The organism is Bradyrhizobium betae (genome assembly GCF_004123905.1).
Taxonomy (GTDB): domain Bacteria; phylum Pseudomonadota; class Alphaproteobacteria; order Rhizobiales; family Xanthobacteraceae; genus Bradyrhizobium; species Bradyrhizobium betae_A.
Genome location: NZ_MZXW01000032.1, coordinates 34,281 through 57,604, shown reverse-complemented (window position 1 = coordinate 57,604; position 23,324 = coordinate 34,281). Strand labels below are relative to the sequence as shown.

Sequence of the window (23,324 nt, the reverse complement as noted above, 5' to 3'; positions counted from 1 at the left end):
CGGAGGCCGTGACGGTGATGTCGTGGCTGGTGGCGGTCTCGAAGTCGAGCAGCGCGGCATCGGCGACGGTGACGACGCCGGTCGCGGCATCGATGGCGAAGCGGCCGCCGGCGTCGTCGCTGAGCGCAAAGGTGACGGTGCCACCATGAATGTCGCTGGCGGTCGCGGTGATGCCGACCGGGGCGCCATTGGCGGCGGCTTCCGAGACCGTGTTGGCGGCGGCATTGGCGTCGACCGGCTGGCTCGGCGCCACGTCGGTGACCGCGATGCTGAAGGTCTGGCTGGTGAAGGCGCCGCTGGGATCGGCCGCAGTGACGGTGATGCTGTGGCTGGTGGCGGTCTCGAAGTCGAGCAGCGCGGCATTGGCGACGGTGACGACGCCGGTCGCGGCATCGATGGCGAAGCGGCCGCCGGCGTCGTCGCTCAGCGCAAAGGTGACGGTGCCGCCATGGACGTCGGTCGCAGATGCGGTGATGCCGACCAGGTCGCCGTTGGCGGCGCCCTCCGAGACCGTGTTGGCGGCGGCATTGCCGTCGACAGGCGTCGAGGGCGCGACGTCGGTGACGGCAATGCTGAAGCTCTGCGAGCTCGTCAGCGTGCCGTCGGAGGCCGTGACGGTGATGCTGTGGCTGGTCGCGGTCTCGAAGTCGAGCAGCGAGGCATCGGCGACGCTCACGACGCCGGTCGCGGCATCGATGGCGAAGCGGCCGCCGGCGTCGTCGCTCAGCGCAAAGGTGACGGTGCCACCATGAATGTCGCTGGCGGTCGCGGTGATCCCGACCAGATCGCCATTGGCGGCGGCTTCCGAGACCGTGTTGGCGGCGGCGTTGCCATCGACCGGGGTCGAGGGCGCCACGTCAGTGACGGCAATGGTGAAGCTCTGCGAGCTCGTCAGCGTGCCGTCGGAGGCCGTGACGGTGATGTCGTGGCTGGTGGCGGTCTCGAAGTCGAGCAGCGCGGCATCGGCGACGGTGACGACGCCGGTCGCGGCATCGATGGCGAAGCGGCCGCCGGCGTCGTCGCTGAGCGCGAAGGTGACGGCGCCGCCGTGAACGTCGCTGGCGGTCGCGGTGATCCCGACCAGGTCGCCATTGGCGGCGGCTTCCGACACCGTGTTGGCGGCGGCGTTGCCATCCACCGGGGTCGAGGGCGCCACGTCGGTGACCGCGATGCTGAAGCTCTGGCTGGTGAAGGCACCGCTGGGATCGGCGGCGGTGACGGTGATGTCGTGGCTGGTGGCGGTCTCGAAGTCGAGCTTGCTGGAATCGGCCACGGTCACGACGCCGGTCGCGGCATCGATGGCGAAGCGCCCGCCGGCGTCGTCGCTCAGCGCAAAGGTGACGGTGCCACCATGAATGTCGCTGGCGGTCGCGGTGATGCCGACCGGGGCGCCATTGGCGGCGCCCTCCGAGACCGTATTGGCGGCGGCATTGCCGTCGACCGGGGTCGAGGGCGCCACGTCGGTGACCGCGATGCTGAAGCTCTGGCTGGTGAAGGCGCCGCTGGGATCGGCCGCCGTGACGGTGATGTCGTGGCTGGTGGCGGTCTCGAAGTCGAGCTTGCTGGAATCGGCCACGGTCACGACGCCGGTCGCGGCATCGATGGCGAAGCGGCCGCCGGCATCGTCGCTCAGCGCAAAGGTGACGGTGCCGCCATGGACGTCGGTGGCAGATGCGGTGATGCCGACCAGGGCGCCGTTGGCGGCGCCTTCCGACACCGTGTTGGTCGCGGCATTGCCGTCCACCGGCTGGCTCGGCGCGACGTCGGTGACGGCGATGCTGAAGCTCTGGCTGGTGAAGGCGCCGCTGGCGTCGGCCGCGGTGACGGTGATGCTGTGGCTGGTCGCGGTCTCGAAGTCGAGCAGCGCAGCATCGGCGACGGTCACGACGCCGGTCGCGGCATCGATCGCGAAGCGGCCGCCGGCGTCGTCGCTGAGCGCGAAGGTGACGGTGCCGCCATGGACGTCGGTGGCGGTCGCGGTGATGCCGACCAGGTCGCCATTGGCGGCGCCCTCCGAGACCGTATTGGCGGCGGCATTGCCGTCGACCGGGGTCGAGGGCGCCACGTCGGCGACCGCGATGCTGAAGCTCTGCGAGCTCACAAGCGTGCCGTCGGAGGCCTGGGCCGTCACCGTGTAGGCGTGGCCTGGCGCGCTCTCGTAATCGATCTTGCTCGCATCGGCGACGGTGATTACGCCGGTGGTGGAATTGATAGTGAAGCCACCGCCCGAGGTGTCGCCAGTCAGTGAATACGTCACGCCCGGCCCGTCGACGTCGGTCGAGGACACCGTGATCCCGACCGTCGCGCCGTTGGCGGCGCCTTCCGACACCGTGTTGGTCGCCGCATTAATGTCTGTGGGCACCGAGGGCGCATCGTTGGCGCCGTTGATGGTGATGTTGATCTGGTGCGTCGTACCGTCGGCGGTCGTCACCGTGATCAGATCATGCAGCGACGTGCTCGACGTGTTGAGCGCCTGGACGGTGGCGTTGTCGTTGTCGAGCGTGTAGCTCCAGACACCGGCAGAGCTGATGGTAAAATGACCGTAAGACGTCGCCGCGTTGCTCTGCGCCGCGATCGCCGTCGAGCTGTCAACGTCGGCGACCACTAAAGTTCCCGATGCCGTCGGCGTGCCAGGTGTTGCGTTGTTCAGCCCGCCGGCCTCAACCACCGTGCCGGTATCCGCGCCAGTGAATGTCGCGGCGTCGTTGGCGCCGTTGATGGTGATATTCATCTGGTGCGTCGTACCGTCGGCGGTCGTCACCGTGATCAGATCATGCAGCGACGTGCTCGACGTGTTGAGCGCCTGGACGGTGGCGTTGTCGTTGTCGAGCGTGTAGCTCCAGACACCGGCAGAGCTGATGGTAAAATGACCGTAAGACGTCGCCGCGTTGCTCTGCGCCGCGATCGCCGTCGAGCTGTCAACGTCGGCGACCACTAAAGTTCCCGATGCCGTCGGCGTGCCAGGTGTTGCGTTGTTCAGCCCGCCGGCCTCAACCACCGTGCCGGTATCCGCGCCAGTGAATGTCGCGGCGTCGTTGGCGCCGTTGATGGTGATATTGATCTGGTGCGTCGTACCGTCGGCCGTCGTCACCGTGATCAGATCATGCAGCGGCGAGCTCGATGTATTGAGCGCCTGGACGGTGGCATTGTTATTGTCGAGCGTGTAGCTCCAGACTCCGGCCGAGCTGATGGTAAAATGACCGTAAGACGTCGCCGCGTTGCTCTGCGCCGCAATCGCCGTCGAGCTGTCAACGTCGGCGACCACTAAAGTTCCCGATGCCGTCGGCGTGCCAGGCGTTGCGTTGTTCACACCCCCGGCTTCCGTTACTGATCCGGTATCGGCGCCGGTAAAAGTCGCGGCGTCGTTGGCGCCGTTGATGGTGATATTGATCTGGTGCGTTGTACCGTCGGCGGTCGTCACCGTGATCAGATCATGCAGCGGCGTACTCGACGTGTTGAGCGCCTGGACGGTGGCATTGTTATTGTCGAGCGTGTAGCTCCAGACTCCGGCCGAACTAATGGTGAAATGACCGTAAGACGTCGCCGCGTTGCTCTGCGGCGCGATCGCCGTCGAGCTGTCAACGTCGGCGACCACCAAGGTTCCCGATGCCGTCGGCGTGCCAGGCGTTGCGTTGTTTACACCCCCGGCTTCCGTTACTGATCCGGTATCAGCGCCGGTAAATGTCGCGGCGTCGTTGGCTCCTGCGAACGTTATGGTCGCCGTCGCCCAGCTGAGGGTCCCATTTCCCATCTGGATGGCATAGGTGAACGTATCTGTCAGGGTCCCGCCTGCCTGCAGGGCATTGAGTTGCGCCTTGAACGCCAAGCTCAACGTGGTTGCGTCATAGCCGACCTTTCCGTCAGAAGTGATCCAGATTTTGGCACCGTTGAGGCTAAAATCGCCGCCCGTGCCGACGGCTTCGGTGCGCGAGGTATCCTGACTCAAGAGGTCCGTTGGACTGGTGCCACCCGCACTGACGCCATTGTCGATCGAGAACAGCGTCTTGGAATTACCGCCGAGATCGTTCGCCATAACGTTGAAATAGACGACCTGGAGGTTGTCCTCCGTTAGCGCGACGGATGCTGTTCCGTTCGAGGTCACCAGACCCGCGGTGAATACGTCGTCTTTCGCTTGTGGCGTATTGCCGAATGAAGTGGTGCTGCCGCCGCCGGTTGTCTGAGTAGCCATGTCTTCGACCTCGGAAATCGCAAAGTATGAATGCTACTTGGAAGCAAGCCGAACCCAGTTGAGCAACGTTTCGGATTCGGTCGACCTTGAAGCGGATGCCTTGCTGGCTATCCAGAATTGATCACCGGATCCGCCATAACCGGCGGACCCGTCGCGCGCGTCACGTCGATCGGAATATCCGATGGTCGAGCTGAGTTCGAAATTCTGAAGTGAGATTCAAATTCATACCGGCCGGGGGGCAATAAAGACTTCGGGTTCGAAAGAACGCGACTCACAGCTCACTCCTCAACTTTGCCGACGCAGAGCGGATGCGATCGCCCGGGAAGTGCAACTCACAAGCCAACGCCGACCATCAGCGCGCGATCAGCGCAAAGGTGCTGCCACTCACAATCCTTGGCCTTGTGTGAAAGAGACCCCACCTGCTTCAGTCCTGCCCGTGTCCTCCGCGCTCACTAACTTTTTCCTGCATTCTCTAGTGACGCTTGAAGCCAAGCTGTCCCCGGCCGATTGATGCGGATCCTGCTCGAGCCTTGATCTGCAATCTGCTGCAAACTCACGTCGGGCGCTCGCGCTCTTTGGGGGTAACTATGATTGGCGGAGAAAACCGCATCCTCCCCTTTCAGGGTAAGCGCTTTTTCCCGTAAGACTACGGACGCGCTTTCGGCCGGCGTCTTCGTTCACGCCTCATCTCCTCGCGACCAGTCCCGCCCAACCCAGATGCTGTGTAGTCGATCGGCCTTCGGCATCATTCGCGGTCGGACCGGGTCGTTTGCTCGGCCGGCCGGTACATTCGCAAACAAAGTCTGTCTTAACCGAGTGCTGAGGCAGATGACGGCAGCCGACCCAGCCGAACCAGCGCCGGACGAATGTGATTCTCATTTAGGCCGTTCATCACGACATGCAGCGAGCCGGCGCTCTCCTGGTCGGGATTCCATTCGTGGAGGAGATTGAAGACCCTGCCTAGTCAAGGTGGGCGATCCGCCGAGCGCTGCGCCGACGGGGTGCGTCCGACGAGCGACCAGCTCTAATCGCTACATAATGTATCGAGCCAGCACTGTCGGCGCGATGTTGCATTGAAGATGCGTCAGAACAAGCGATGTGCTGTCAGCGGCTGACGCGCCACCGCGCGATCCGGCACTGTTTCCGATAGTGCCGAGGGGGCATAAACCAATGATTGTGAGAAAACCGCTGAAGACGATCCGCGCGCTTCTTCGCCGTGCTTTGGCCCGCGCCGCAGCTTACGCTGGGCACACCCGCGCGTTTGTGGCAGAATCAGAGCTTGGGACAGTACCTCCTCGCCCAGCATTGGGTCACTTGGAGGCTTCCGGTTGAACCCATCGTTTTCGGTTCGACGCGCATGGACAACAGATTCCAAGTGCTGTGGGAGGACGATGCCTGCATCTTTTGCCGGGCTTTGTGTCCGGATTCCGATGCCAGCTGCAGAGCTGTATTGGCGGTTCTTCCCAAGGCGAAGCACGCTTCGTCCGGCATCCTCGATCGACTCGCTCACGAATTCGAGTTGAAGGACCAGCTGGATGGCGCGTGGGCAATGCGGCCGCTCCGGCTGGAGTACCACGGCGGTCACCCTGTTCTGCTGCTTGAGTATCCTGGCGGCCAGCCACTCGAGCAGTTGCTTGGTGCGCCCATGGACATCGAGCGTTTTTTGCGACTGGCAATCGACATCGCGAGAGCCTTGAACAAGGTGCATCAGCGCGGTCTCGTTCACAAGGACGTGAAACCGGCGCATATTCTGGTAAACTGCGGCGACGGACGAATCCGATTCACCGGCTTCGGTATCGCCTCGCGCCTGGTCCGGGAACGATCCGCGCCCGGGCCGCCCGAGTTCATCGTGGGTACGCTCCCCTACATGGCGCCCGAACAGACCGGGTGGATGAACCGCTCGATCGATTTCCGTAGTGACCTCTACTCGCTTGGTGTGACGCTCTATCAAATGCTGACTGGCTCGTGGCCATTCACCGCGGCACATTCGATGGAGTGGGTACATTGCCATATTGCGAGAAAGCCGGCACCGCCCAGCGAGCGCGTGAGCACTGTACCGACGGCAATCTCAGCCGTAGTACTCAAGCTGCTCGCCAAGTCCGCCGAGGAACGTTATCAGAGCGCGGCCGGCCTCGAGCATGATCTACGCCGCTGCCTGCGTGAATGGGAAGCCGGATGTCGGGTCGAAGACTTTGCACTCGGGCAATATGACAGGCCCGACCGACTGCTGATCCCCGAAAAGCTCTACGGAAGAGACCGCGAGATCGAAATCTTGCTGGGCGCGTTCGACCGCATGATGAAGAGCGGCACGCCGGAAGTGGTGCTGGTTTCCGGCTATTCCGGCGTCGGCAAGTCCTCAGTGGTCAATGAGCTCCATCATCGGCTTGTGCCGTCGCACGGACTGTTCGCATCGGGCAAGTTCGACCAGTACAAACGCGATATTCCGTATTCGATGCTGGTCGAGGCTTTTCAGAGGCTCGTGACGTCCCTTCTGAGCAAGAACGACGTCGAACTCGCGAACTGGCGCCAAGCCTTTCAGGATGCACTGGGCGCAAATGGGCGACTTGCAGTCGACCTGATTCCTGAATTGCGGCTGATCCTCGGAGAGCAGCCGCCCGTTCCTGATCTTCCGCCACCGCAGGCACAGAACCGCTTCCATCACGTACTCCGGCGCTTCATAGGGGTATTCGCGCGTTCCGAGCATCCGTTGGCACTTTTCCTCGACGATCTCCAGTGGGCCGACGCCGCCACGTTGGACCTGGTTGAGGATCTGTTGACCAGGGCTGATCTGCAATACCTAATGCTGATCGGCTCCTTTAGGGACAACGAGGTCACGGCCGCCCATCCGTTACGGCATAGGCTCGAGGCCATCAAGAACGCTGGTGCAAACGTACAGCAGATCATTCTGGCGCCGCTTGCCGGCGAACACATTTCGCACCTGATTTCTGATGCTCTAGGCTGCGATTTGCAGCGTGCCGCGCCGCTCGCGCATCTGATCCACGATAAAACGGCCGGCAATCCATTCTTCGTGAATCAGTTTCTCCAGGTACTCGCCGCAGAAGGCCTGGTCCGCTTTGATCATGACGCGGGGTGCTGGTGCTGGGATCTCGATCGCATTCACGCTAAGGGTCACACCGATAACGTCGTGGATTTGATGATCGCAAAGCTGGCCCAGCTGCCGGCTGACACACAGAACACACTGCAGCAGCTGGCCAGTCTTGGCAATTTCGTCGAAACCACGACACTCTCGATCGTCCTCGAGCGCTCCGAGCAGCAGGTTCATGCGGCGCTCTGGGAAGCGGTTCGCCAGGAATTGATCGAGCAACAGACCGGCGCCTACAGATTTGTCCACGACCGCGTGCTGGAGGCCAGCTATTCGCTCATCCCTGATCATCAACGTGCGGCGCTCCATCTGCGAATCGGGCGGCGGTTGCTGGCGCAGGTATTCGGGGAGAAACGGGAGAAGGCGATCTTCGCGATCGTCAATCAGCTCAACCGCGGCGCGGCCTTGATCACCTCGCGAGACGAACGCGTGCAGCTCGCGGAGCTCAATCTGACAGCCAGCCTGCGCGCGAGCGCGTCGGCGGCCTACGCGTCATCGCTCAATTACGCCGCATCCGGTGCGGCATTGTTACCGCACGACTGTTGGGAGCGCTTCCAGCCGCTTGCTTTTTCGCTCGAATTGCGGCGCGCCGAATGCGAGTTCGTGACCGGCGCTGTCGTCGAGGCGGAACAGCGCTTACAGGAGCTGACGAAACGAACCGCGAGTGCAATCGACCTTGCTGTCGTCGCACGCCGGCTGGTGGATTTGTATACGGCGCTCAGCAAGCCGGACCACGCGGTTGGCGCCGGTCTAAGCTGTCTGGAACAACTCGGGATTCGATGGCAGGCCCACCCAAGCGGTGATCACGTCCGACAGGAATACGAGCGCGTCCGATCTCGCCTCGAGGACCGAGCGATCGAGGAATTGTTGGATCTGCCGCTGATGACCGGCCCGCTTGCATTGGCCATCTTGGATCTTTTGACGGCCCTCATGCCGCCAGCATTCTTCACCGATGCGAACCTTCGCTCGCTAGTGGTCATCAAAGCGGTGGATTTCAGCCTCGAGTGGGGGAACAACGATGCTTCATGCGTTCCCTACGTCATGTTCGGCGCCATTGCCGGCGCGCGCTTCGGCGATTATGAGACGGGGCTTCGATTGAGCCGTATCGGCACTGAGCTGGTCGAGCGGCGCGGATTTTCGCTCGTTCAAGCGAGGACCTACCTGAACTATGGCAACCTTGTCCTTTCATGGACAAAGCCCCTCCACCGCGCGCGAGACGCGTTTCGACGCGCATTCGAGGCCGCGAGCAACAGTGGCGATATCACGTTCGCGGCCTTCAGTTGCGCCAGCCTGAATACGAATTTCCTCGCAACAGGCGATCCGCTTGCAGAAGCACAACGCGAAGCCGAGCACGGATTGCGATTGATCGAGAAGGCGAAATTTGCCCTGATCGGCGACATCATAACGCCGCAGCTTGGGTTGATCCGGATGCTGCGTGGGCTGACCCGGCGGTTCGGCGCTCTTCACGACAGTCAGTCCGACGAGCTTCGGTTCGAGCGGCGTTTGGCTGCCGATCCGGCACTCGCATTGCCTGAGAGCTGGTACTGGATCCGCAAGCTACAAGCATGCTTCTTTGCCGGCGACTATGTGTCGGCCGTTGCCGCCGCAACCAAGGCGCGGAGGCTGCCATGGTCACCACCTCAGCTGTTCGAAACGGCGGAATACGAGTTCTATGCAGCACTATCCCACGCTAAATGCTGGGATTTGGCGGCCCCCGAAGAACGGCAAGGGCACTTCGATGCGCTGACGGCCCACCAGAGACAGCTCGAACTGTGGTCGCAGAATTGCCCGGAGACTTTCGCGGATCGCGCTGTTCTCGCTGGCGCCGAAATCGCCCGTCTCCAAGGCAGAGAACTCGACGCGGAGCGTCTCTTTGAACAAGCTATCCGCTCCGCCCGCGACAACGGCTTCGTCCACCACGAGGCGCTCGCTTACGAATTGGCCGCGCGCTTTTACGGCACGCGTGGCTTCGAAGAGTTTGCTCGCGTCTATCTGCAAAGAGCGCGCGATTGCTATGTTCGTTGGGGGGCTGACGGCAAAGTACGGCAGCTTGAGGATATCCATCCGCACCTCAAGGAGGTGAGATCAGAGCCTGGCGCGATGAGCACCATCGGGGCGCCGGTCGAGCATCTCGACCTCGCCACCATCATCAAGGTGTCTGAAGCGGTATCAGGCGAGATGGTTTTGGAAAAGCTCATCGAAACGCTGATGCACACGGCCATTGAACAAGCAGGAGCTGAACGGGGTCTGTTGATCCTGTCGCACGAAAACGAACCGCGCATTGAGGCGGAAGCCACGATAACCGGCGAGAGAGTCTCTGTCGAACTGTGCGATGCAGCCGTGACCGAGGCTCTGCTTCCGGAATCCGTTCTCCATTACGTACTGCGGACCAGAGAGTGTGCTGTTCTCGAGGATGCCACGGTCCAGCCTCCTTTTGCCACGGACCCCTACGTTCATCAGCGCAAGGCTCGTTCCATCCTTTGCTTGCCCCTGATCAACCATGCGAAACTCATCGGCGTGCTCTACCTCGAGAATACACTGACGCCCCACGTTTTTGCAACGGCGCGAGTTGCGGTTCTGAAGTTGCTCGCCTCGCAGGCTGCAATCGCATTGGAAAATGCGACTCTGTATCGCGATCTCGGAGAACGCGAAGCGAAGATCCGCTGCCTTGTCGACGCCAACGTCATTGGGATCATCATCTGGGAGCTTGAAGGTCCAATTCTGGAGGCCAATGATGAGTTTCTGCGCATCGTGGGGTACGACCGCGAAGATCTCATCTCGGGCCGCCTGCGCTGGACTGACCTGACACCGCCCGAATGGCTCGACCGCCACGAGCGATTATGGATCCCGGAACTCAAGAAGATGGGTAGCGTTCAGCCGTTCGAGAAAGAGTATTTCCGTAAGGACGGAAGCCGCGTGCCGGTGTTGATCGGAATGGCCGCGTTCGACGATCAACGGGACCAAGGCGTCTCGTTTGTCGTCGACCTGACGGAGCGCAAACGGTCCGAGGAGGCTCTGCGAAAGAGCGAGGAGCGGTTTCGTACTCTCGTACAGTTCTCTTTCGACGTGTACTGGGAATCAGATGCGAACCATCGCTTCACCCGCCAGGAGTTCGCCGAGACCATTGTTGACGCGCCCGCGTCGGGCTCCGAACTTGGTAAGACGCGCTGGGAAGTGCCCTACTTGGAGCCCGACGACGAGTCTTGGCGCAAGCATCGGGAGACGCTCGATGCCCACCTACCGTTCCGTGATTTCGAGATCGCGCGCCCTACGCCCGACGGTCGCAAGCGCTACGTCTCCGTCTCCGGGATGCCGGTTTTCGACAAGTCCGGGCAGTTCATCGGTTATCGCGGCGTCGGTCGCCACATCACCGAACAGAAGCGGGCCACGGAGGCCCTGCGCGAGATGCAGAGGGAGTTGGCGCATGCCAACCGCCTCGCCACCATGGGCGAACTCACGGCCTCGATCGCCCACGAAGTGAGCCAGCCGATTGCCGCGGCATCCATGAATGCTGGTGCGGCCGCGCGGTTCCTTGACAGAGACCCGCCCGATCTCGAGAGGGTCAGGCAATCACTGGGCTGGGTCGTGAACGATACTGCTCTGGCCGGCGACATCATTCAGCGAATCCGCGATCTCATCAAAAAAGCACCGCCCCGTAAGGATAAGTTAGACATCAACGACGCCATCCGGGACGTGATTGAGCTTGCCCGCGGCGAAGCGATGAAGAACGGCGTTTCGGTGCAGACGGAACTTGCAGACAGCTTGCCGCTTGTCGAGGGCGATCGTGTCCAATTGCAGCAAGTGGTCCTTAATCTGATTGTCAATGCTGTCCAGGCGATGGGCACGGTCGCGGACGACGCCAGAAGGGTGCTCATCACGACCGGTCAGGCCGCGCCTGACCGTGTTCTTGTCGAAGTGCAGGACTCGGGACCGGGGTTGACGGTGGAAAATCCCGAATACGTCTTTACCCCCTTCTACACGACGAAGCCGGGCGGGCTCGGGGTGGGACTATCCATCTGCCGTTCGATTATCGAAGCTCATGCGGGGCGCTTGTGGGTGACCCCTAACCTGCCCCGGGGGGCGATTTTTCACTTCACGGTGCCGGCCCGCCCCGTGGACGCTGCGTGATTGATCGCCGGATTGCCGGTTCCAACTTCGTGCACCAGCTTTGTTCAAGATTCGGAGCCACCTTGCTCATCGAAAGCAGAAATTGGCCGATGTAGAGATCTTGGAGAGCAATCCCGGAGCTGTCGAAGACGGTGACATCGTCCCCCGCGGTCCTGCCCGAACAGCGGCCGTTAACCACCGCGCCGATTGCATTCAAAACGAGATCGCGGCTTTCGATCCTGTCGCGAATATGCTGGGATTCTCCGATCTCATTCTGCGGCGAGCGATGTCCGACGGCGGCGAGCAGAGCAAATTGTCCGTTTTGCTCGCCCTGATATCCTATTCTACGACGAGTTCGTGATTGGCCTGTGCCACCGGATCTACGCGCTGTATCGAATGGGTGAAGGTACGGAAACAAAGGAGAAGTCGCACAGCAATCTGCCCGCGAGGCCCTGGATTGAGAAAACGTCGCACGCGACCCATTTTGTTCTCGGCAACTCTTCCCAAAACCTGTTGAAGAAGAATGCTTTCGCGATGGTGGGCGCACCAGGGCTCGAACCTGGGACCCGCTGATTAAGAGTCAGCGACGGATAGAGAACAATCAATGACTTACTGGTCGCAGCACTGGGCTTATCCGACCGATAGTAGGCATTCGTCGCACGATCGCAACCTTGCCCGCGCGGCGAAACTCCGGAAGGCAGAGGCCAATGTTGCAGGATGAAGCCGGTTCTAAGCACATCGCGATGCGCTAATTGCACACCATAACGCGCCGGTATCGCCTGTAGACGTAGTAGCAGTCACTGCCCGAGGAATAGTCATAGCCCGAGCCGCCATAGGCGTAGCCGGCAGTGGCTCCGGCAGCATAGGCGCCTGCGGCATAGGCGGCGCGATGGCCGTAGCGGCCGTAGTCCCCGAAGCGGTTGTAGGTGACCGATGTGCCGCGAACCGCGCTCGCCACCGCCGGTCCGCCCCGCCCGGCCCCTGCGAGAGCACCGCGCGGTGCAGCTCCAGCACCGAGACGAGGCGCCGGGCCGCCGAGGCCGGCACGCGGCGCACCGCCAGGTTCCATCGGAGGACGAGCCGCGAAGGCCGGAGGACCTCCCGCTGCCAGCGGAGGCGGACCGGCGGCCGCCATCGGGGGAGGCCCGGCCATCGGGGGCGGCGGGGGGAACTGCGCGAACGCTGCATTGGAAGACAGGGTCATGATTGCGAGTGCTGCGGTAAGCGGCAGAATTGGAAGTATCTTGTGGGACATAGTCTTTTCTCCTGTTTAGATCTGTGTTTCGAGAACTGGCGCGGGCTTGGATACGGAGATCGCCTCCGTGGCTGGCGTGTCGTGCGCAGGCGCGGCGGGCTCGTGCGTGGATGAGTCGTCGTCGCGATCAGGGTGAATGCGGAACCAGGCCACATACAGTGCGGGCAGGAACAGCAGCGTCAGCAGGGTGCCGACGATGATGCCGCCCATCATCGCGTAGGCCATCGGCCCCCAGAATATCTCGCGCGCGATCGGAATCAGCGCGAGGCTTGCGGCGGCTGCCGTCAGCAGGATCGGCCGCATGCGATGCTCGGTCGCTTCCACCACCGCGTCCCAGGCCGGCCGCCCCTCCTTCCGGAGATCCTCGATCTGGACGATGAGGATCACGGAATTTCGAATCAGGATGCCGATCAGGGCGAGCACCCCGAGGATGGCGACGAAGCCAAGGGCGGCACCGCTCGGCAGCAGGGCCATGACGACGCCGATCACCGCGAGCGGCGCGACCGCGAACACCAGAAACAAGCGATGGAAACTCTGCAACTGGATCATCAGGACGGTGGCCATGACAAAGAGCATGAGCGGAACGACGGCAACGATCGGCGCCTGGCTCTTGGCGCTCTCCTCGACGGAGCCGCCGAGCTTCACCGAATAGCCGGCCGGGAGATCCTTGGAGAACTCCGCGACTTTCGGCGCGAGCTGGTCCACGATCGTCTTGGGCTGCACGTTGCCGACGATGCCTGCCTTCAACGTGATGGTGGGGATCCGCGCGCGCCGCCAGATCGTCGGCTGCTCGAGCTCGTAACGCAAATTAGCGACGGCACCGAGCGGCACCGATTGACCGCCGAGTCCGGTCAATTGCAGGTCGCGCAGCGTGTTGATGGAAGCACGTTCCGGCGCGGTTGCACGTCCGGTGACATTGACGAGATAGATGCTGTCGCGCACCTGGGTGATCGGCGTGCCCTCGAGCACGGAGTTCAAGGTGGTAGCGATGTCTTCCGAGGTGACGCCGAGCTGGCGCGCCTTGTCCTGGAGAACGTCGACCTTGACGACACGGGCCGGCTCCATCCAGTCGAACACGACATTGCCGAGATCGGGGTTGGTCCGCACGATGCCGGCGAGCTTCTGCGACAGATCTCGCACCTTCGCGGTGTCAGGCCCACTCAAGCGGTACTGCACAGGGCGCCCCACCGGGGGGCCGACCTCGAGCAGCTTGACGTAGGTATCGGTCCCGGGGAACGTCTTCTTCAGGTAGTCCTCGAACTGTGCCTTGACCTCATCGCGCGCCTTGATTCCGCCCTTGGTCACGATCACCTGCTGACCGAACCAGGTGTTGGCGGTTTGCACGTCGAAGGACAGGACGAAGCGCGGCGAGCCAGTGCCGACATAGGTCGACCAGTGATCGACCGAACCATTGCCCAGAAGCTGTTCTTGCTCGAACCGCGCCATCTGCGCATTGGTATCGGCAATGGAAGCGTTCTGCGGCAAATTCCAGTCGATCACGAGCTCAGCGCGATCCGAGGACGGAAAGAACTGCTGCTGCACGAACTGCAGGCCGAACAAGGCGAGCAGGAAGGCCGCAGCTGTCACCGATATGGTCATCCAGCGGTGATGCATGCAGAACAGAAGCAGACGCGCGAACAACTGCGCGACGCGCCCCTTCTGGTCATGATGGCCCTTGATTTTGGCGGGCAGGATGGCGACGCCGAGCAACGGCGTGAACAACACCGCCACGATCCAGGAGACGATCAGCGAGACGGCGATGACAACGAACAGCGTGAAGGTGAATTCGCCCGCACTGCTGCTATTGAGCCCGATGGGAATGAAGCCGGCGACGGTCACCAGCGTGCCCGTCAGCATGGGAAAGGCGGTCGAGGTGTAGACGTGGGTTGCCGCCTTTTCCAGGGGATCGCCGACCTCGAGCCGCGCCACCATCATTTCCACGGCGATCATGGCGTCATCGACCAGGAGCCCCAGCGCGATGATCAGGGCGCCAAGCGAAATTCGCTGCAGCGAAATGCCGGCATATGCCATCACGACGAACGTGATGGCGAGAACCAGGGGAATCGCGATTGCGACGACAAGTCCGGCGCGCATGCCAAGGCTGAGAAAGCTGATGCCGAGAACGATGATCACGGCCTCAAACAGCGCCTCGGTGAAGCCAGACACGGCGTGCTCGACAACGATGGGCTGATCGGCGACGAGGTGAACGCCGACGCCGATCGGCAAGTCGGCCATAATTCTCGACATCTCCTCCTTCAGCGCCTCGCCGAAGTGCAGCAGGTTGGCACCCGACTTCATGCCGATGGCGAGCGCAATCGCCGGCTCCCCGTTGTACCTGAACAAGGTCTTGGCCGGATCAGCATAGCCGCGCGTGATGGTCGCGACGTCGGTCAGAGGGAAGAAGCGATCGTTGATGCGCAGATTGACTGCCTTCAGGCTTGCTTCTGACGTAAATTGTCCATTCACCCGTACGCTGATCCGCTCGGGCCCCTCCTGAAATACGCCGGACGGGGCGACCGCATTCTGCCCCTGCAGCGAAGTCATGATGGAGTGGACGTCGAGACCGAGCGCCGCGATCTTGCGGGTGGAGAATTCGAGATAAATGACCTCGTCCTGTGCGCCCAGGATGTCGACCTTGCCGACATCGGGCACGGTCAGGACCTTTGCACGAATGTCCTCGACCTCATCACGCAGCTGACGTTGGCTCAAGCCGTCGCTGGTGAACGCATAGATGTTGCCGAACACGTCGCCGAAGCGATCGTTGAAGCCGGGCCCGACTACGCCTTGCGGGAAGTCGCCCTTGATATCCGCGATCATGTTGCGGACCCGGATCCAGGTCGGCTTGACGTCGGCAGCCTTGGTGCTGTCGCGCAGATAAACGAAGACAGTGGTCTGACCAGCAACCGTCACGCTCTTCGTGTAATCGAGCGATTCCAGCTCCTCGAGCTTCTTCTCGATCCGGTCGGTGACCTGACGTGTCATCTCTTCAGGCGAGGCGCCCGGCCACTGCGCCTGAATCACCATCGTTTTGATGGTGAAGTCGGGGTCTTCCTGCCGTCCCAGCTGAAGGTAGGCAAAAAGTCCTGCCGCCATGAAGGCGATCATGAAATACCAGACGAGCGAACGATGACTGAGCGCCCAGTCGGAAAGGTTGAACGACTTCATGGCCTATTATCCTGTTCGATGCGGACTTGCTGTCCTTGCTTGAGGCTGTGGATCCCGGCGGTTACGACGCGCGCGCCGGCAGCAAGTCCGCCGGTAACGTGCGCGCCGGTTGGGTCGGCGACGACATCGACCTTTTGCAGCGACACCGTGTTGGCGGGCTGATCGATGATCCAGACGAAGTTCGCGCCGTCCTTCGCGAGCACCGCCGAGGCGGGCAGGCGCAAATTCGGAGCTCGAGCCTTGTCAAGTTTCGCGGTGACGGTCGCGCCGAGGCGGAAGCCTTCAGGCGGATTGCTGAGCGCGATGCGGACGCGCCGCAAGCGCGTCATCGGATCGGCTTGCGGCGCGATCTCGCGAATGCTGCCTTGCACCTGAACGGCGGGCACGAGCTGTAGGCTAACCGTAAATGGCAGGCCGACCTCCAGCGCCAGCGGAAAGTCCTGTCCGATATCGACGACGGCTTCGCGAATATCGGGTCTGGCGATCGTCACCACGCTTTGGCCGGGAGATACCACCTGGCCGACTTCCGCCCCGACTGCGGTGACCACACCGGCGAAGTCAGCCTTGATCTGCGAATAGCCGAACTGCTCGATCGCCTTGGTCAGGTTTGCCTGTGCGTGCGCCACATTTGCTTCGGCGCCGGCCCGCGCCTGCTCGGCGTTGTCCAGCGTCTGCTTTGTGGTCGCCTCGGTGGTGATGAGCGTTCGCTGCCGCTCCTCCGTGGCTCTGACGGTCGCGAACTGGGCCTCGGCTTTGGCAAGCTCCCCTTTGGCCGAGCGAACCGCGAGCTCAAGGGCCGTCTGGTCAATGATGCCGACCGTCTGTCCTTCATTCACGAGATCGCCGACATAGACCGGGCGCGTGGTCAGGCGTCCCAGCACACGGAATCCGAGATTGGTTTTGTAGCGCGGCTCGACAACGCCCACCGCAACTGTATCGTCGGCGTGGTCCGTTTCGAGAAGCACCGATTGGACGGGCCGCGCGGGCTCCGGCGCCTTTGTTTCCTGCTGACATCCGGCAAGTGCGAGTGCGCATGCAAGCGGGGCAGCCACAATCATTGCGCGGTTGGTCATGAGCGGTCTCCTTCATAAGTCACGGGCTGGCCCACGCTCAAAAGTTTGCCGCCGTCGACGACGACGCGCTCGCCCGGCTCGAGACCTGCCTTGATCAACACTTCTCCGGCCTCGTAGCCACCGACAGTCACGGGCTTCAGCGAAGCTGTCCGCGTTGCCGGATCGACGGTCCAGACCGCGGGCTTGGTGCCCGCCGCCATCAATGCACGCCAGGGCAATGCGATTTGCCGCTGGGCCTTTACTTTCACGGATCCTGCGACCGGGCTTCCAAGCGTCATTGCGGCAGGCGGGTCCTTGATCGCTACTTTGACCCGGATGGTTGAACTCTTGGGGTCGACGGCCGGCGAAACCTCCCGCACGTGACCGCTTGCGGTCACGCCCGCATCGGAGACCAGCGCCAACGAAACGCTGCGGTCGTCGGCATTGCCGAGGAAAATGGATTCATAGATGTCAAAGACGGCGTCCCGCTCCCCATCCTGCGCCAGCGAAAATACCGGCTGCGCAGCCTGTACGACTTGACCGGTTTCAAGATTGCGTGCGGTGACGACGCCGTCCGCTTCCGCGCGCAGCGCGGTGTAGCCAAGAACGTCCTTTGCCGTTCCGAGCAGCGCTCCTGCCGCTTCGAGCGCGCCTTCCGCGGTCCGCAATCCTTCCTGCGCCTGGTCGTAGGCCGTGCGCGTGGTGAAGCCGCTTGCGATCAGCGACTTCTGCCGCTCGAAAGTCGCCTTCGCCACGCGCCGCTGGGATTCTGCGGCGAGGACGGCAGCGGTCGCAGCATCGACATCGGCCTCCTGCTCGGCGGGGTCGAGAAGGGCCAGCACTTCGCCCGCCTTGACGTGGGTCCCGACATCGATATAGCGCGCGATCACGCGTCCGCTGACACGGAACGAGAGATCGGCGCGGAAGCGGGGTTGCACCTCGCCAGTCAGGGTGATCGAAGCTTGCCGGTCCTTCGGCTGAACGACCTCCGTGCGCACGAACGCGGCGTGTGCGGCTGGAGCACCGGTGCGATCGTTGCAGCCGCCGAGCGCGGCTGCGACAAGCGCAAGCGCCAAGCCGGCGAGAGGTCTCAGCAAGCGCTCGGTTCGATCGATTTTGGCGGGGTTCGAATAGCGCGGTTTCATAACGCGTCCATGCGGTGAGAGGGTGACAGCAGCTCGCCCAAAACGTCCGGGCGTTTGCCAGGCGGGGCCTGTTCGTTCGGATGCGCTCGCAACAAGTCTGGATCCGTTACGATCGCGGCCGGTCGCCCGACCTGTTCCGGGAGGCCGGAGCCCGAGCCAGGCGTCACGGACGACCTCGCCCTCAGCGGGCGCGGCGACCTGATGCGGCGCGTCGCCATCGACCAGCTCGCCCGTTGCTCCCGCTCGCTCAAGTGAAACGAGAGAACGACGGATGTGAACTCGGCGGCGAAGCCGTGCTCGATCCGTCCCCCGAGCCCCTTGGCAAGGTCACTGCTGATCTGGAGCTCCCGATCCGGGGTCGCCCGCGCCGACCGCGAGCCGTTGTCCAGCACGACGCAGTTCGCCACCGCGCCGATGCGCGCCAGCTTGACTTTGATCTCGCCGGCTCGCCCATCGAAACACGCATGCTTCGCTGCGTTGACGATGAGGCCGTGGACGATCAGGCCAAGGCGCCAGCAACGCTCTGTTTGAAGCGGGAGAGAGTCGGTGGTGAGTGTCAGCCGGATCCCCATCCGATCCAGCAGGGACTGGCGCATGGCGCAGCCCAGTCTGCGAATGTAGGTTGCGGCATCGTTGAGGGCTTCGCCCTGGGGCATTGTGAGCGCCCGATGCAGCTCGGCATGTCCGTGCAATAGCTCGACCACACCGCTCAAGGCAGCCTTGGCTTCCGCCCCATCGGCCCGGAGGATCGCAACCGAGACCAGATCGATCGCCGAGGCGATCCCTTTATCGACCCTATGATGCAGTTCACGCAGCAGGACGCCGGCTTCTGGGTGGTGCGGGTCCGGGCTCAACATAGTCACTGTGATCTCCTGAAGTGGACCTGATGATCGGGGCCAACGTGCACTTTTGCGGGCCTCGACCATCCGGAAGGCCGTCGCAGGCCCTAAGAGGGTCCAGGCGACGGATAAATTAAACTATACCGTATATTTTCTTTTTATTGCCTTTTCTCACCGGGCATGTCAAGTGCGATCTGCGCGGGCACAGGCTCGTGATTGGGAGACCGACGGATGACGAAGAAAAACGCCCCGAAACGGGGCAGACCGCCCAAAGACCTCGCCGGTGACGTGCAGGTCCGTATCCTTGATGCAGCCCAGCAGCTCTTTCTCGAGAAGGGCTACCGTAGTGCCAGTATCGACGACATCGCCGAGCTGGCGCCGGCGAGCAAGCCAACCATCTATGCTCATTTCCCCGGGAAGGAGGCACTGTTCGCGGCGGTCGTGGCTCGCACCATCAGCGGGCTGACGGATTTCGATGGCTTCGAGCCCGAGGGCCGCAGCCTTCAGGACAAGCTCTCGAGCCTCGGCACCGCCGTCGTCGAGAAGGTCATCGAAGAATCGATGGGCATGGTCCGCGCCACGATCGCCGAAGCGCAGCGTTTCCCCGAGTTGAGCCGCAACGTCCACGATGCCGCGCGCGATCGCTCTGTGAACGCCGTTTCCCAACTCCTGAATGAAACGACGCAGAAGCTCGCACGCGCGCCAAAAGGTCCCTTCACCGGCAAGCGAAGCCTTGCCACCGCTCAGATCTTCCTGGATCTGATCCTGCTGCCGATGCTGTTTCGCTCGTTGGTGGGAGAAACACCCAAGGAGCTGAGACGGGAGCTGCCCTCTTTCGTGCGCGAACGGGTTGGCTTTTTCCTTGCGGCCTGCGAGGCAGACTGGACGCCGTGAGCCGGCAATCCGTCGAGCGCTAGGTTCGACAGGCGGACTTGTAACGCAAATCGGCCCCGATGCTGGTCACTTGAAACGACGCAGCGCTAATGGACGCTGCGTTGCTGAGCGCTCCCGCGCAAAACCTCATCATCTCGTTGAAGGTAGGCCGAAGGGCGGCCGCCTTGATGCGGGACGGATTGAGGTATGCGTCCATCGCATCGAGCAGGCAGCAGGCCAGCGCCATTGAACTCCCGGCTCGAAATTCGCCACCGGCCGGCCCGGCCGCGATGACCGACTGCACGACGCCACGAAGCCGATCCGCATGGGACAGGCTGGCCGGCCAGCTTGCTTGTCCTGCGGCGACCACCAGTTCGTGCAATCGGACATTGTTTGCCAGCCTGTCTTCATGGATCCGGGAGATCGCCCTGAAGACCGCATTCAGCCGCTCAAGGCCCGAGCGCCCGGTTCGAGCCGCACTTGCCGCCGCCGCCGACACCTCCTCGAGCAGCTCGGTCACGACGGCCTCTTCGAGCGCGCGGCGGGAGGGATAAAACCGATAGAGATTTGCAGGCGACATTGATGCGTCGCGAGCGACGTCGGCAACCGTGGTCTTCCGGTACCCGATCTCGCGGTACAAGCGGATTGCAGCCTGCACAATTCGTTCACGCGTGCACGCCGATCCAACCTGACGGGGAGTCTGCGCCTGCGGCATGTTCGGCCTCAACGCGAATGAATCGTGTGCATTTCACGCCGGCAGGCCTCGCCGAATTCACGCAACGGATCCATCTCCTCCAGGAAATCCGGCAGGTCGACGAACGACGTGTTCGGTGCAAGGTAGGTTTCGATGATCAGTCGGCCTGCCCGCTCCGCGGCGTGGACCACCTCATCGTCGGACAGAATCCGCATACGCCCGATAAGCGCATACAAATTCACCAACGCCGGGATCTCGGATTTGTCGCTGGTCAGCGCGTCCGCGTAAAGCCGGGACGCCTCCTCGATGAAGCATCGATACAGCTTTTCACGCTTGGAGACCGTGTGGGCATGATGACGCTCACGGACCCTGCGACGACGGGTCACCCATCCCGTCACGATTGTGGAAATGGCTCCGAAGGCCGAGCCCCCGAACGCAGCGAAGGCGGGGGCATAGATCGTGTTCATGCGGTCATTCCCCATCTTTTGCGCCGCGATAGCGGTGCGATCCGATGGTTCTCACCGAAGCAGCGGCCGCGGCGTTCTCGAACACGGCTCTGCAAGCATCGCTCAGGTCCGACTTTCTTTGCCTGAGACAGGCTTCCACATTGGTGGGGTCAGGGATGTAGCCCGCGCACAGACGAAATGCATCGGGCGCGCATGCCGCCCTCTGCTCTGCCGTGCCGCGGTCCTCCTGGGCGAGGGCAACCCCGCCGCCCAACGAAACGAACACCAAGATTGCGAGTATCAGCCGATTCTTGAACATGACGGATCCTTTCTGAAGTTGAGGCATCTGCATTCGAAAGGGGTTCCTGACCTCATTCGGAAGTCCCCCGTCGTCCGACCAGTACGAACACGCGCTTGTGAGTCTCTGCTCTTGACATGCTTCGCACTGTATATGAAATATACGGTGTAGTTTATTTCGGAGGACAAAGATGTCAAGCCTGTTCTTTGCGCTCACCCGCGAAAATCCCTGGCCGGGAATTGCCGTCGCGTCGCTCAATCTGGCCGTGGCCTTATCGCTCGTGGGCGTGAGCCTGCTGCTGGGTTTCGCGATTTCGGTGCTCGCTTGGGTGCATGCGCTCGCCAATCGCGCGCCGGCACCGATGCGGCATGCGGCCAACCGACGGGGCCGCGCATGACCCCGGCACTGCTGCTCGCTCGCGATTGCATCATCTATTGGGTCAACGTCTGGGTCGCGCCAGTCGAATGCGTGTTCGACATGATCGAATCGGAGCTGGTCCGCAGAGGCGTCGCGCTTGAGGGGCCGAGCCCCCTTCCCCGCCCGCCGTCTGAGGATCCCGGAATTCCGACATGCTCAACTTCATCGAAGTGTTCGACGTCATGCAGGTGGAACCGACCACCGGTGCTTCACTGTGGACCGGACTAACCGGCACGCGAACAGCCCTCAAGCGAGACGGCCACGCGATCGACCCGACGGCGATGGCCTATTGCCCGATCGAATGGCTCGACGAGCGCGGGTATCTCGATGTCGAACGCGCGCGCCGGCATCCGCGGCCCTGGGGCATCTGACAATGAGACGAGAACATTCCATGTCGCGGAGCCGAGTGTCGTGAGCAGGAAATCTGCGTTGTCGCGACACGCGAGCAGCATTGTCGAACCCGAGCTTCCCCTGGGGGCCTATTTTCTGTCGGTTGGAGGAGCCTTGCTCTTGCTGCTTCTGGCGGCCGATTGGGTGCTGCCCGCACCTGTGACGAGCCGGCTCACGGATTCGCATTCCGCGCTGCCGCCGATCCGCATCCATTCTGAGATGAGAGGGCCGGACGCGGTTGTCATCGATACCAATGTGTCGCTGGTCAATCCGGCGCCCGCGGAAAACGAGAGCGGTGCGGCTACATCGCCGATGCCACCTCCTGAGGTCGCCGATTCTGCTGCCGATGTCAGTGAGACCGGCTCAGCTTCATCCACGGACGCACGCCTGCGCGAAAGCCTGGCGCAGTTGCAGTCCGCCGTTCCTGATCGAGCAGACCCAGGCCGCAGGCCGCCAGAGATCACGGCCCGACGGCGCCTGCACGCTCAGAGACGGACCGCAAGGGGGCTGCGATCTGCCCGTCACCCGCATGTCGAAACATTGCGGGGAGATCCGCTCGATTGAGCGGAGCGCCCCGTCCCAGCTGCCGCCTCGGACGAGCGGCACCACCAGACAACTTTAGACAAGACGCCACAGGATCCACTCAATGCCGAAGAACCAGTTGCTTGCCCTTATCGTTTGGTCCGCCACACTCGCCGCCACCGGAGCCATGGCTGATGTCACCCGGACGCCTGCTGACATCGAAAGCCGCAGCCCAGCCGCGCAGGCAGACGTCGACGAAGCAGCGATGCACCGTGTGCTCGACCAATTCCGCACCACGCGGGTCCCACTCGGCCAGGCAATGGCGATTGCAGAGCGTCTGCATGACGGCTCGAGGACCGCAGACATCAGCTTCGAGATATCGGGTCAGCCGGTCTATCGCGTGCGTACGGTCAAGAATGAGCGGGTCTTTGAAAATGTCATTGATGCGCACACCGGAAGCATATCGCATGCGGAAATCGCATCGTCGCTCAAGGAGCTCGATCGAGTAGATCTCGCCAACATCATCGCCTTGAAGTGGGTCAAGCAGGAGCTGTCGGATGCGGTTCGGGTCGCCGAGCAAGCCGCAGCAGGACGCGCGCTCGCCGGTGGGCTGATCAAGCAGGACGGCAAGCTCAACTTCGTGGTCGTCGTCGCCACTGGCGACCGCTTGAAGGAAGTGATGCTCGAACCGCCCAAGGTCGGACAGCGGTCAACTCAGCACTGAGCGCGAGCGTGCTGATCCGGCGCTGAAGCACGATCTCGTGAGTTGCGTGACCGGCGCGTCGCATATATACACTAAACCGTATAGTTTCTTTTCTGGCTGCACGTA

General features: G+C 62.4%; 17 protein-coding genes. 7 read left to right on the top strand and 10 right to left on the bottom strand.

Translation table 11 applies throughout. The features are described from left to right. A partial coding sequence (locus B5V03_RS24385; RefSeq protein ID WP_206736185.1) for a beta strand repeat-containing protein occupies positions 1-4,189 on the bottom strand: 4,189 nt, incomplete at its 3' end. Between the two features lie 1,357 nt (positions 4,190-5,546). Between B5V03_RS24385 and B5V03_RS24380 the strand changes: the two genes are divergently transcribed. Beyond that, positions 5,547-11,420: an AAA family ATPase gene (locus B5V03_RS24380; protein ID WP_129272919.1), complete on the top strand. Its 5,874-nt coding sequence runs from the start codon at positions 5,547-5,549 to the stop codon at positions 11,418-11,420. Here the strand turns inward: B5V03_RS24380 and B5V03_RS43060 are convergent. Further along, entirely contained in the window at positions 11,386-11,607 is a 222-nt protein-coding gene (locus B5V03_RS43060; protein WP_433995347.1) for a hypothetical protein, read from the bottom strand. The two genes, B5V03_RS24380 and B5V03_RS43060, sit on opposite strands and share 35 nt — an antisense overlap. Here B5V03_RS43060 and B5V03_RS42475 point away from each other — a divergent pair. Beyond that, complete coding sequence (locus B5V03_RS42475) at positions 11,503-11,760, top strand: hypothetical protein (RefSeq protein ID WP_245502329.1); 258 nt, start codon at positions 11,503-11,505, stop codon at positions 11,758-11,760. The genes B5V03_RS43060 and B5V03_RS42475 overlap by 105 nt on opposite strands. A 387-nt stretch (positions 11,761-12,147) precedes the next feature. Here B5V03_RS42475 and B5V03_RS42470 read toward each other — a convergent pair whose 3' ends face one another. The 5 genes from B5V03_RS42470 to B5V03_RS24350 form a co-directional block, all read right to left on the bottom strand. After that, complete coding sequence (locus tag B5V03_RS42470; protein WP_245502328.1) at positions 12,148-12,357, bottom strand: hypothetical protein; 210 nt, start codon at positions 12,355-12,357, stop codon at positions 12,148-12,150. A gap of 312 nt (positions 12,358-12,669) precedes the next feature. Beyond that, positions 12,670-15,819, bottom strand: a complete 3,150-nt coding sequence (locus tag B5V03_RS24365) for an efflux RND transporter permease subunit (protein WP_129272917.1) — start codon at positions 15,817-15,819, stop codon at positions 12,670-12,672. After that, positions 15,816-16,892 (bottom strand): efflux RND transporter periplasmic adaptor subunit, encoded by a 1,077-nt coding sequence (locus B5V03_RS24360; RefSeq protein ID WP_129272916.1) that lies wholly within the window; start codon positions 16,890-16,892, stop codon positions 15,816-15,818. Before B5V03_RS24360 ends, B5V03_RS24365 begins: the two co-directional genes overlap by 4 nt. Beyond that, complete coding sequence (locus tag B5V03_RS24355; RefSeq protein ID WP_129272915.1) at positions 16,889-18,016, bottom strand: efflux RND transporter periplasmic adaptor subunit; 1,128 nt, start codon at positions 18,014-18,016, stop codon at positions 16,889-16,891. Before B5V03_RS24355 ends, B5V03_RS24360 begins: the two co-directional genes overlap by 4 nt. Beyond that, positions 18,013-18,873, bottom strand: a complete 861-nt coding sequence (locus B5V03_RS24350; protein WP_129272914.1) for a sensor histidine kinase — start codon at positions 18,871-18,873, stop codon at positions 18,013-18,015. The genes B5V03_RS24355 and B5V03_RS24350 overlap by 4 nt, the downstream gene beginning before the upstream one ends. A gap of 213 nt (positions 18,874-19,086) precedes the next feature. Between B5V03_RS24350 and B5V03_RS24345 the strand changes: the two genes are divergently transcribed. Further along, positions 19,087-19,749, top strand: coding sequence for a TetR/AcrR family transcriptional regulator (locus B5V03_RS24345; RefSeq protein WP_129272913.1), 663 nt, complete (start codon positions 19,087-19,089; stop codon positions 19,747-19,749). Positions 19,750-19,768: 19 nt separating this feature from the next. On the opposite strand, the gene B5V03_RS24340 is transcribed toward B5V03_RS24345, so the two are convergent. From B5V03_RS24340 to B5V03_RS24330, 3 genes are read right to left on the bottom strand one after another with little or no spacing between them, the layout of a single operon-like run. Further along, on the bottom strand, positions 19,769-20,443 hold the full coding sequence (locus B5V03_RS24340) for a TetR/AcrR family transcriptional regulator (RefSeq protein WP_129272912.1): 675 nt from the start codon (positions 20,441-20,443) through the stop codon (positions 19,769-19,771). Positions 20,444-20,451: 8 nt separating this feature from the next. Continuing rightward, positions 20,452-20,889, bottom strand: a complete 438-nt coding sequence (locus tag B5V03_RS24335; RefSeq protein WP_164988245.1) for a hypothetical protein — start codon at positions 20,887-20,889, stop codon at positions 20,452-20,454. A gap of 4 nt (positions 20,890-20,893) precedes the next feature. Then, positions 20,894-21,187, bottom strand: coding sequence for a hypothetical protein (locus tag B5V03_RS24330; RefSeq protein ID WP_129272910.1), 294 nt, complete (start codon positions 21,185-21,187; stop codon positions 20,894-20,896). Between the two features lie 169 nt (positions 21,188-21,356). Between B5V03_RS24330 and B5V03_RS24325 the strand changes: the two genes are divergently transcribed. The 4 genes from B5V03_RS24325 to B5V03_RS24305 all read left to right on the top strand — a co-directional run bounded on the left by B5V03_RS24325 (position 21,357) and on the right by B5V03_RS24305 (position 23,219). Further along, the gene (locus B5V03_RS24325; RefSeq protein ID WP_129272909.1) at positions 21,357-21,563 is read left to right on the top strand and encodes a hypothetical protein; all 207 of its coding nucleotides are present in this window, start codon (positions 21,357-21,359) and stop codon (positions 21,561-21,563) included. A 172-nt stretch (positions 21,564-21,735) separates the two neighbouring features. Continuing rightward, positions 21,736-21,954 (top strand): hypothetical protein, encoded by a 219-nt coding sequence (locus B5V03_RS24315; protein ID WP_129272907.1) that lies wholly within the window; start codon positions 21,736-21,738, stop codon positions 21,952-21,954. A gap of 40 nt (positions 21,955-21,994) precedes the next feature. Continuing rightward, positions 21,995-22,537, top strand: coding sequence for a hypothetical protein (locus B5V03_RS24310; RefSeq protein ID WP_129272906.1), 543 nt, complete (start codon positions 21,995-21,997; stop codon positions 22,535-22,537). A gap of 82 nt (positions 22,538-22,619) precedes the next feature. Continuing rightward, positions 22,620-23,219 carry a PepSY domain-containing protein gene (locus B5V03_RS24305; protein ID WP_129272905.1) on the top strand — a complete coding sequence of 200 codons (600 nt, stop codon included), beginning with the start codon at positions 22,620-22,622 and terminating at the stop codon, positions 23,217-23,219. Positions 23,220-23,324: the final 105 nt, after the last annotated feature.

Excerpts from the sequence above, each read along its gene's own strand:
- B5V03_RS24350 (WP_129272914.1), bottom strand. The coding sequence starts at position 18,873 with ATGTTGAGCCCGGACCCGCACCACCCAGAAGCCGGCGTCCTGCTGCGT.
- B5V03_RS24360 (WP_129272916.1), bottom strand. The coding sequence starts at position 16,892 with ATGACCAACCGCGCAATGATTGTGGCTGCCCCGCTTGCATGCGCACTC.
- B5V03_RS24345 (WP_129272913.1), top strand. The coding sequence starts at position 19,087 with ATGACGAAGAAAAACGCCCCGAAACGGGGCAGACCGCCCAAAGACCTC.
- B5V03_RS24335 (WP_164988245.1), bottom strand. The coding sequence starts at position 20,889 with ATGAACACGATCTATGCCCCCGCCTTCGCTGCGTTCGGGGGCTCGGCC.
- B5V03_RS24325 (WP_129272909.1), top strand. The coding sequence starts at position 21,357 with ATGTCAAGCCTGTTCTTTGCGCTCACCCGCGAAAATCCCTGGCCGGGA.
- B5V03_RS24365 (WP_129272917.1), bottom strand. The coding sequence starts at position 15,819 with ATGAAGTCGTTCAACCTTTCCGACTGGGCGCTCAGTCATCGTTCGCTC.
- B5V03_RS24380 (WP_129272919.1), top strand. The coding sequence starts at position 5,547 with ATGGACAACAGATTCCAAGTGCTGTGGGAGGACGATGCCTGCATCTTT.
- B5V03_RS24355 (WP_129272915.1), bottom strand. The coding sequence starts at position 18,016 with ATGAAACCGCGCTATTCGAACCCCGCCAAAATCGATCGAACCGAGCGC.
- B5V03_RS24330 (WP_129272910.1), bottom strand. The coding sequence starts at position 21,187 with ATGTTCAAGAATCGGCTGATACTCGCAATCTTGGTGTTCGTTTCGTTG.
- B5V03_RS24305 (WP_129272905.1), top strand. The coding sequence starts at position 22,620 with ATGCCGAAGAACCAGTTGCTTGCCCTTATCGTTTGGTCCGCCACACTC.
- B5V03_RS24340 (WP_129272912.1), bottom strand. The coding sequence starts at position 20,443 with ATGCCGCAGGCGCAGACTCCCCGTCAGGTTGGATCGGCGTGCACGCGT.
- B5V03_RS24315 (WP_129272907.1), top strand. The coding sequence starts at position 21,736 with ATGCTCAACTTCATCGAAGTGTTCGACGTCATGCAGGTGGAACCGACC.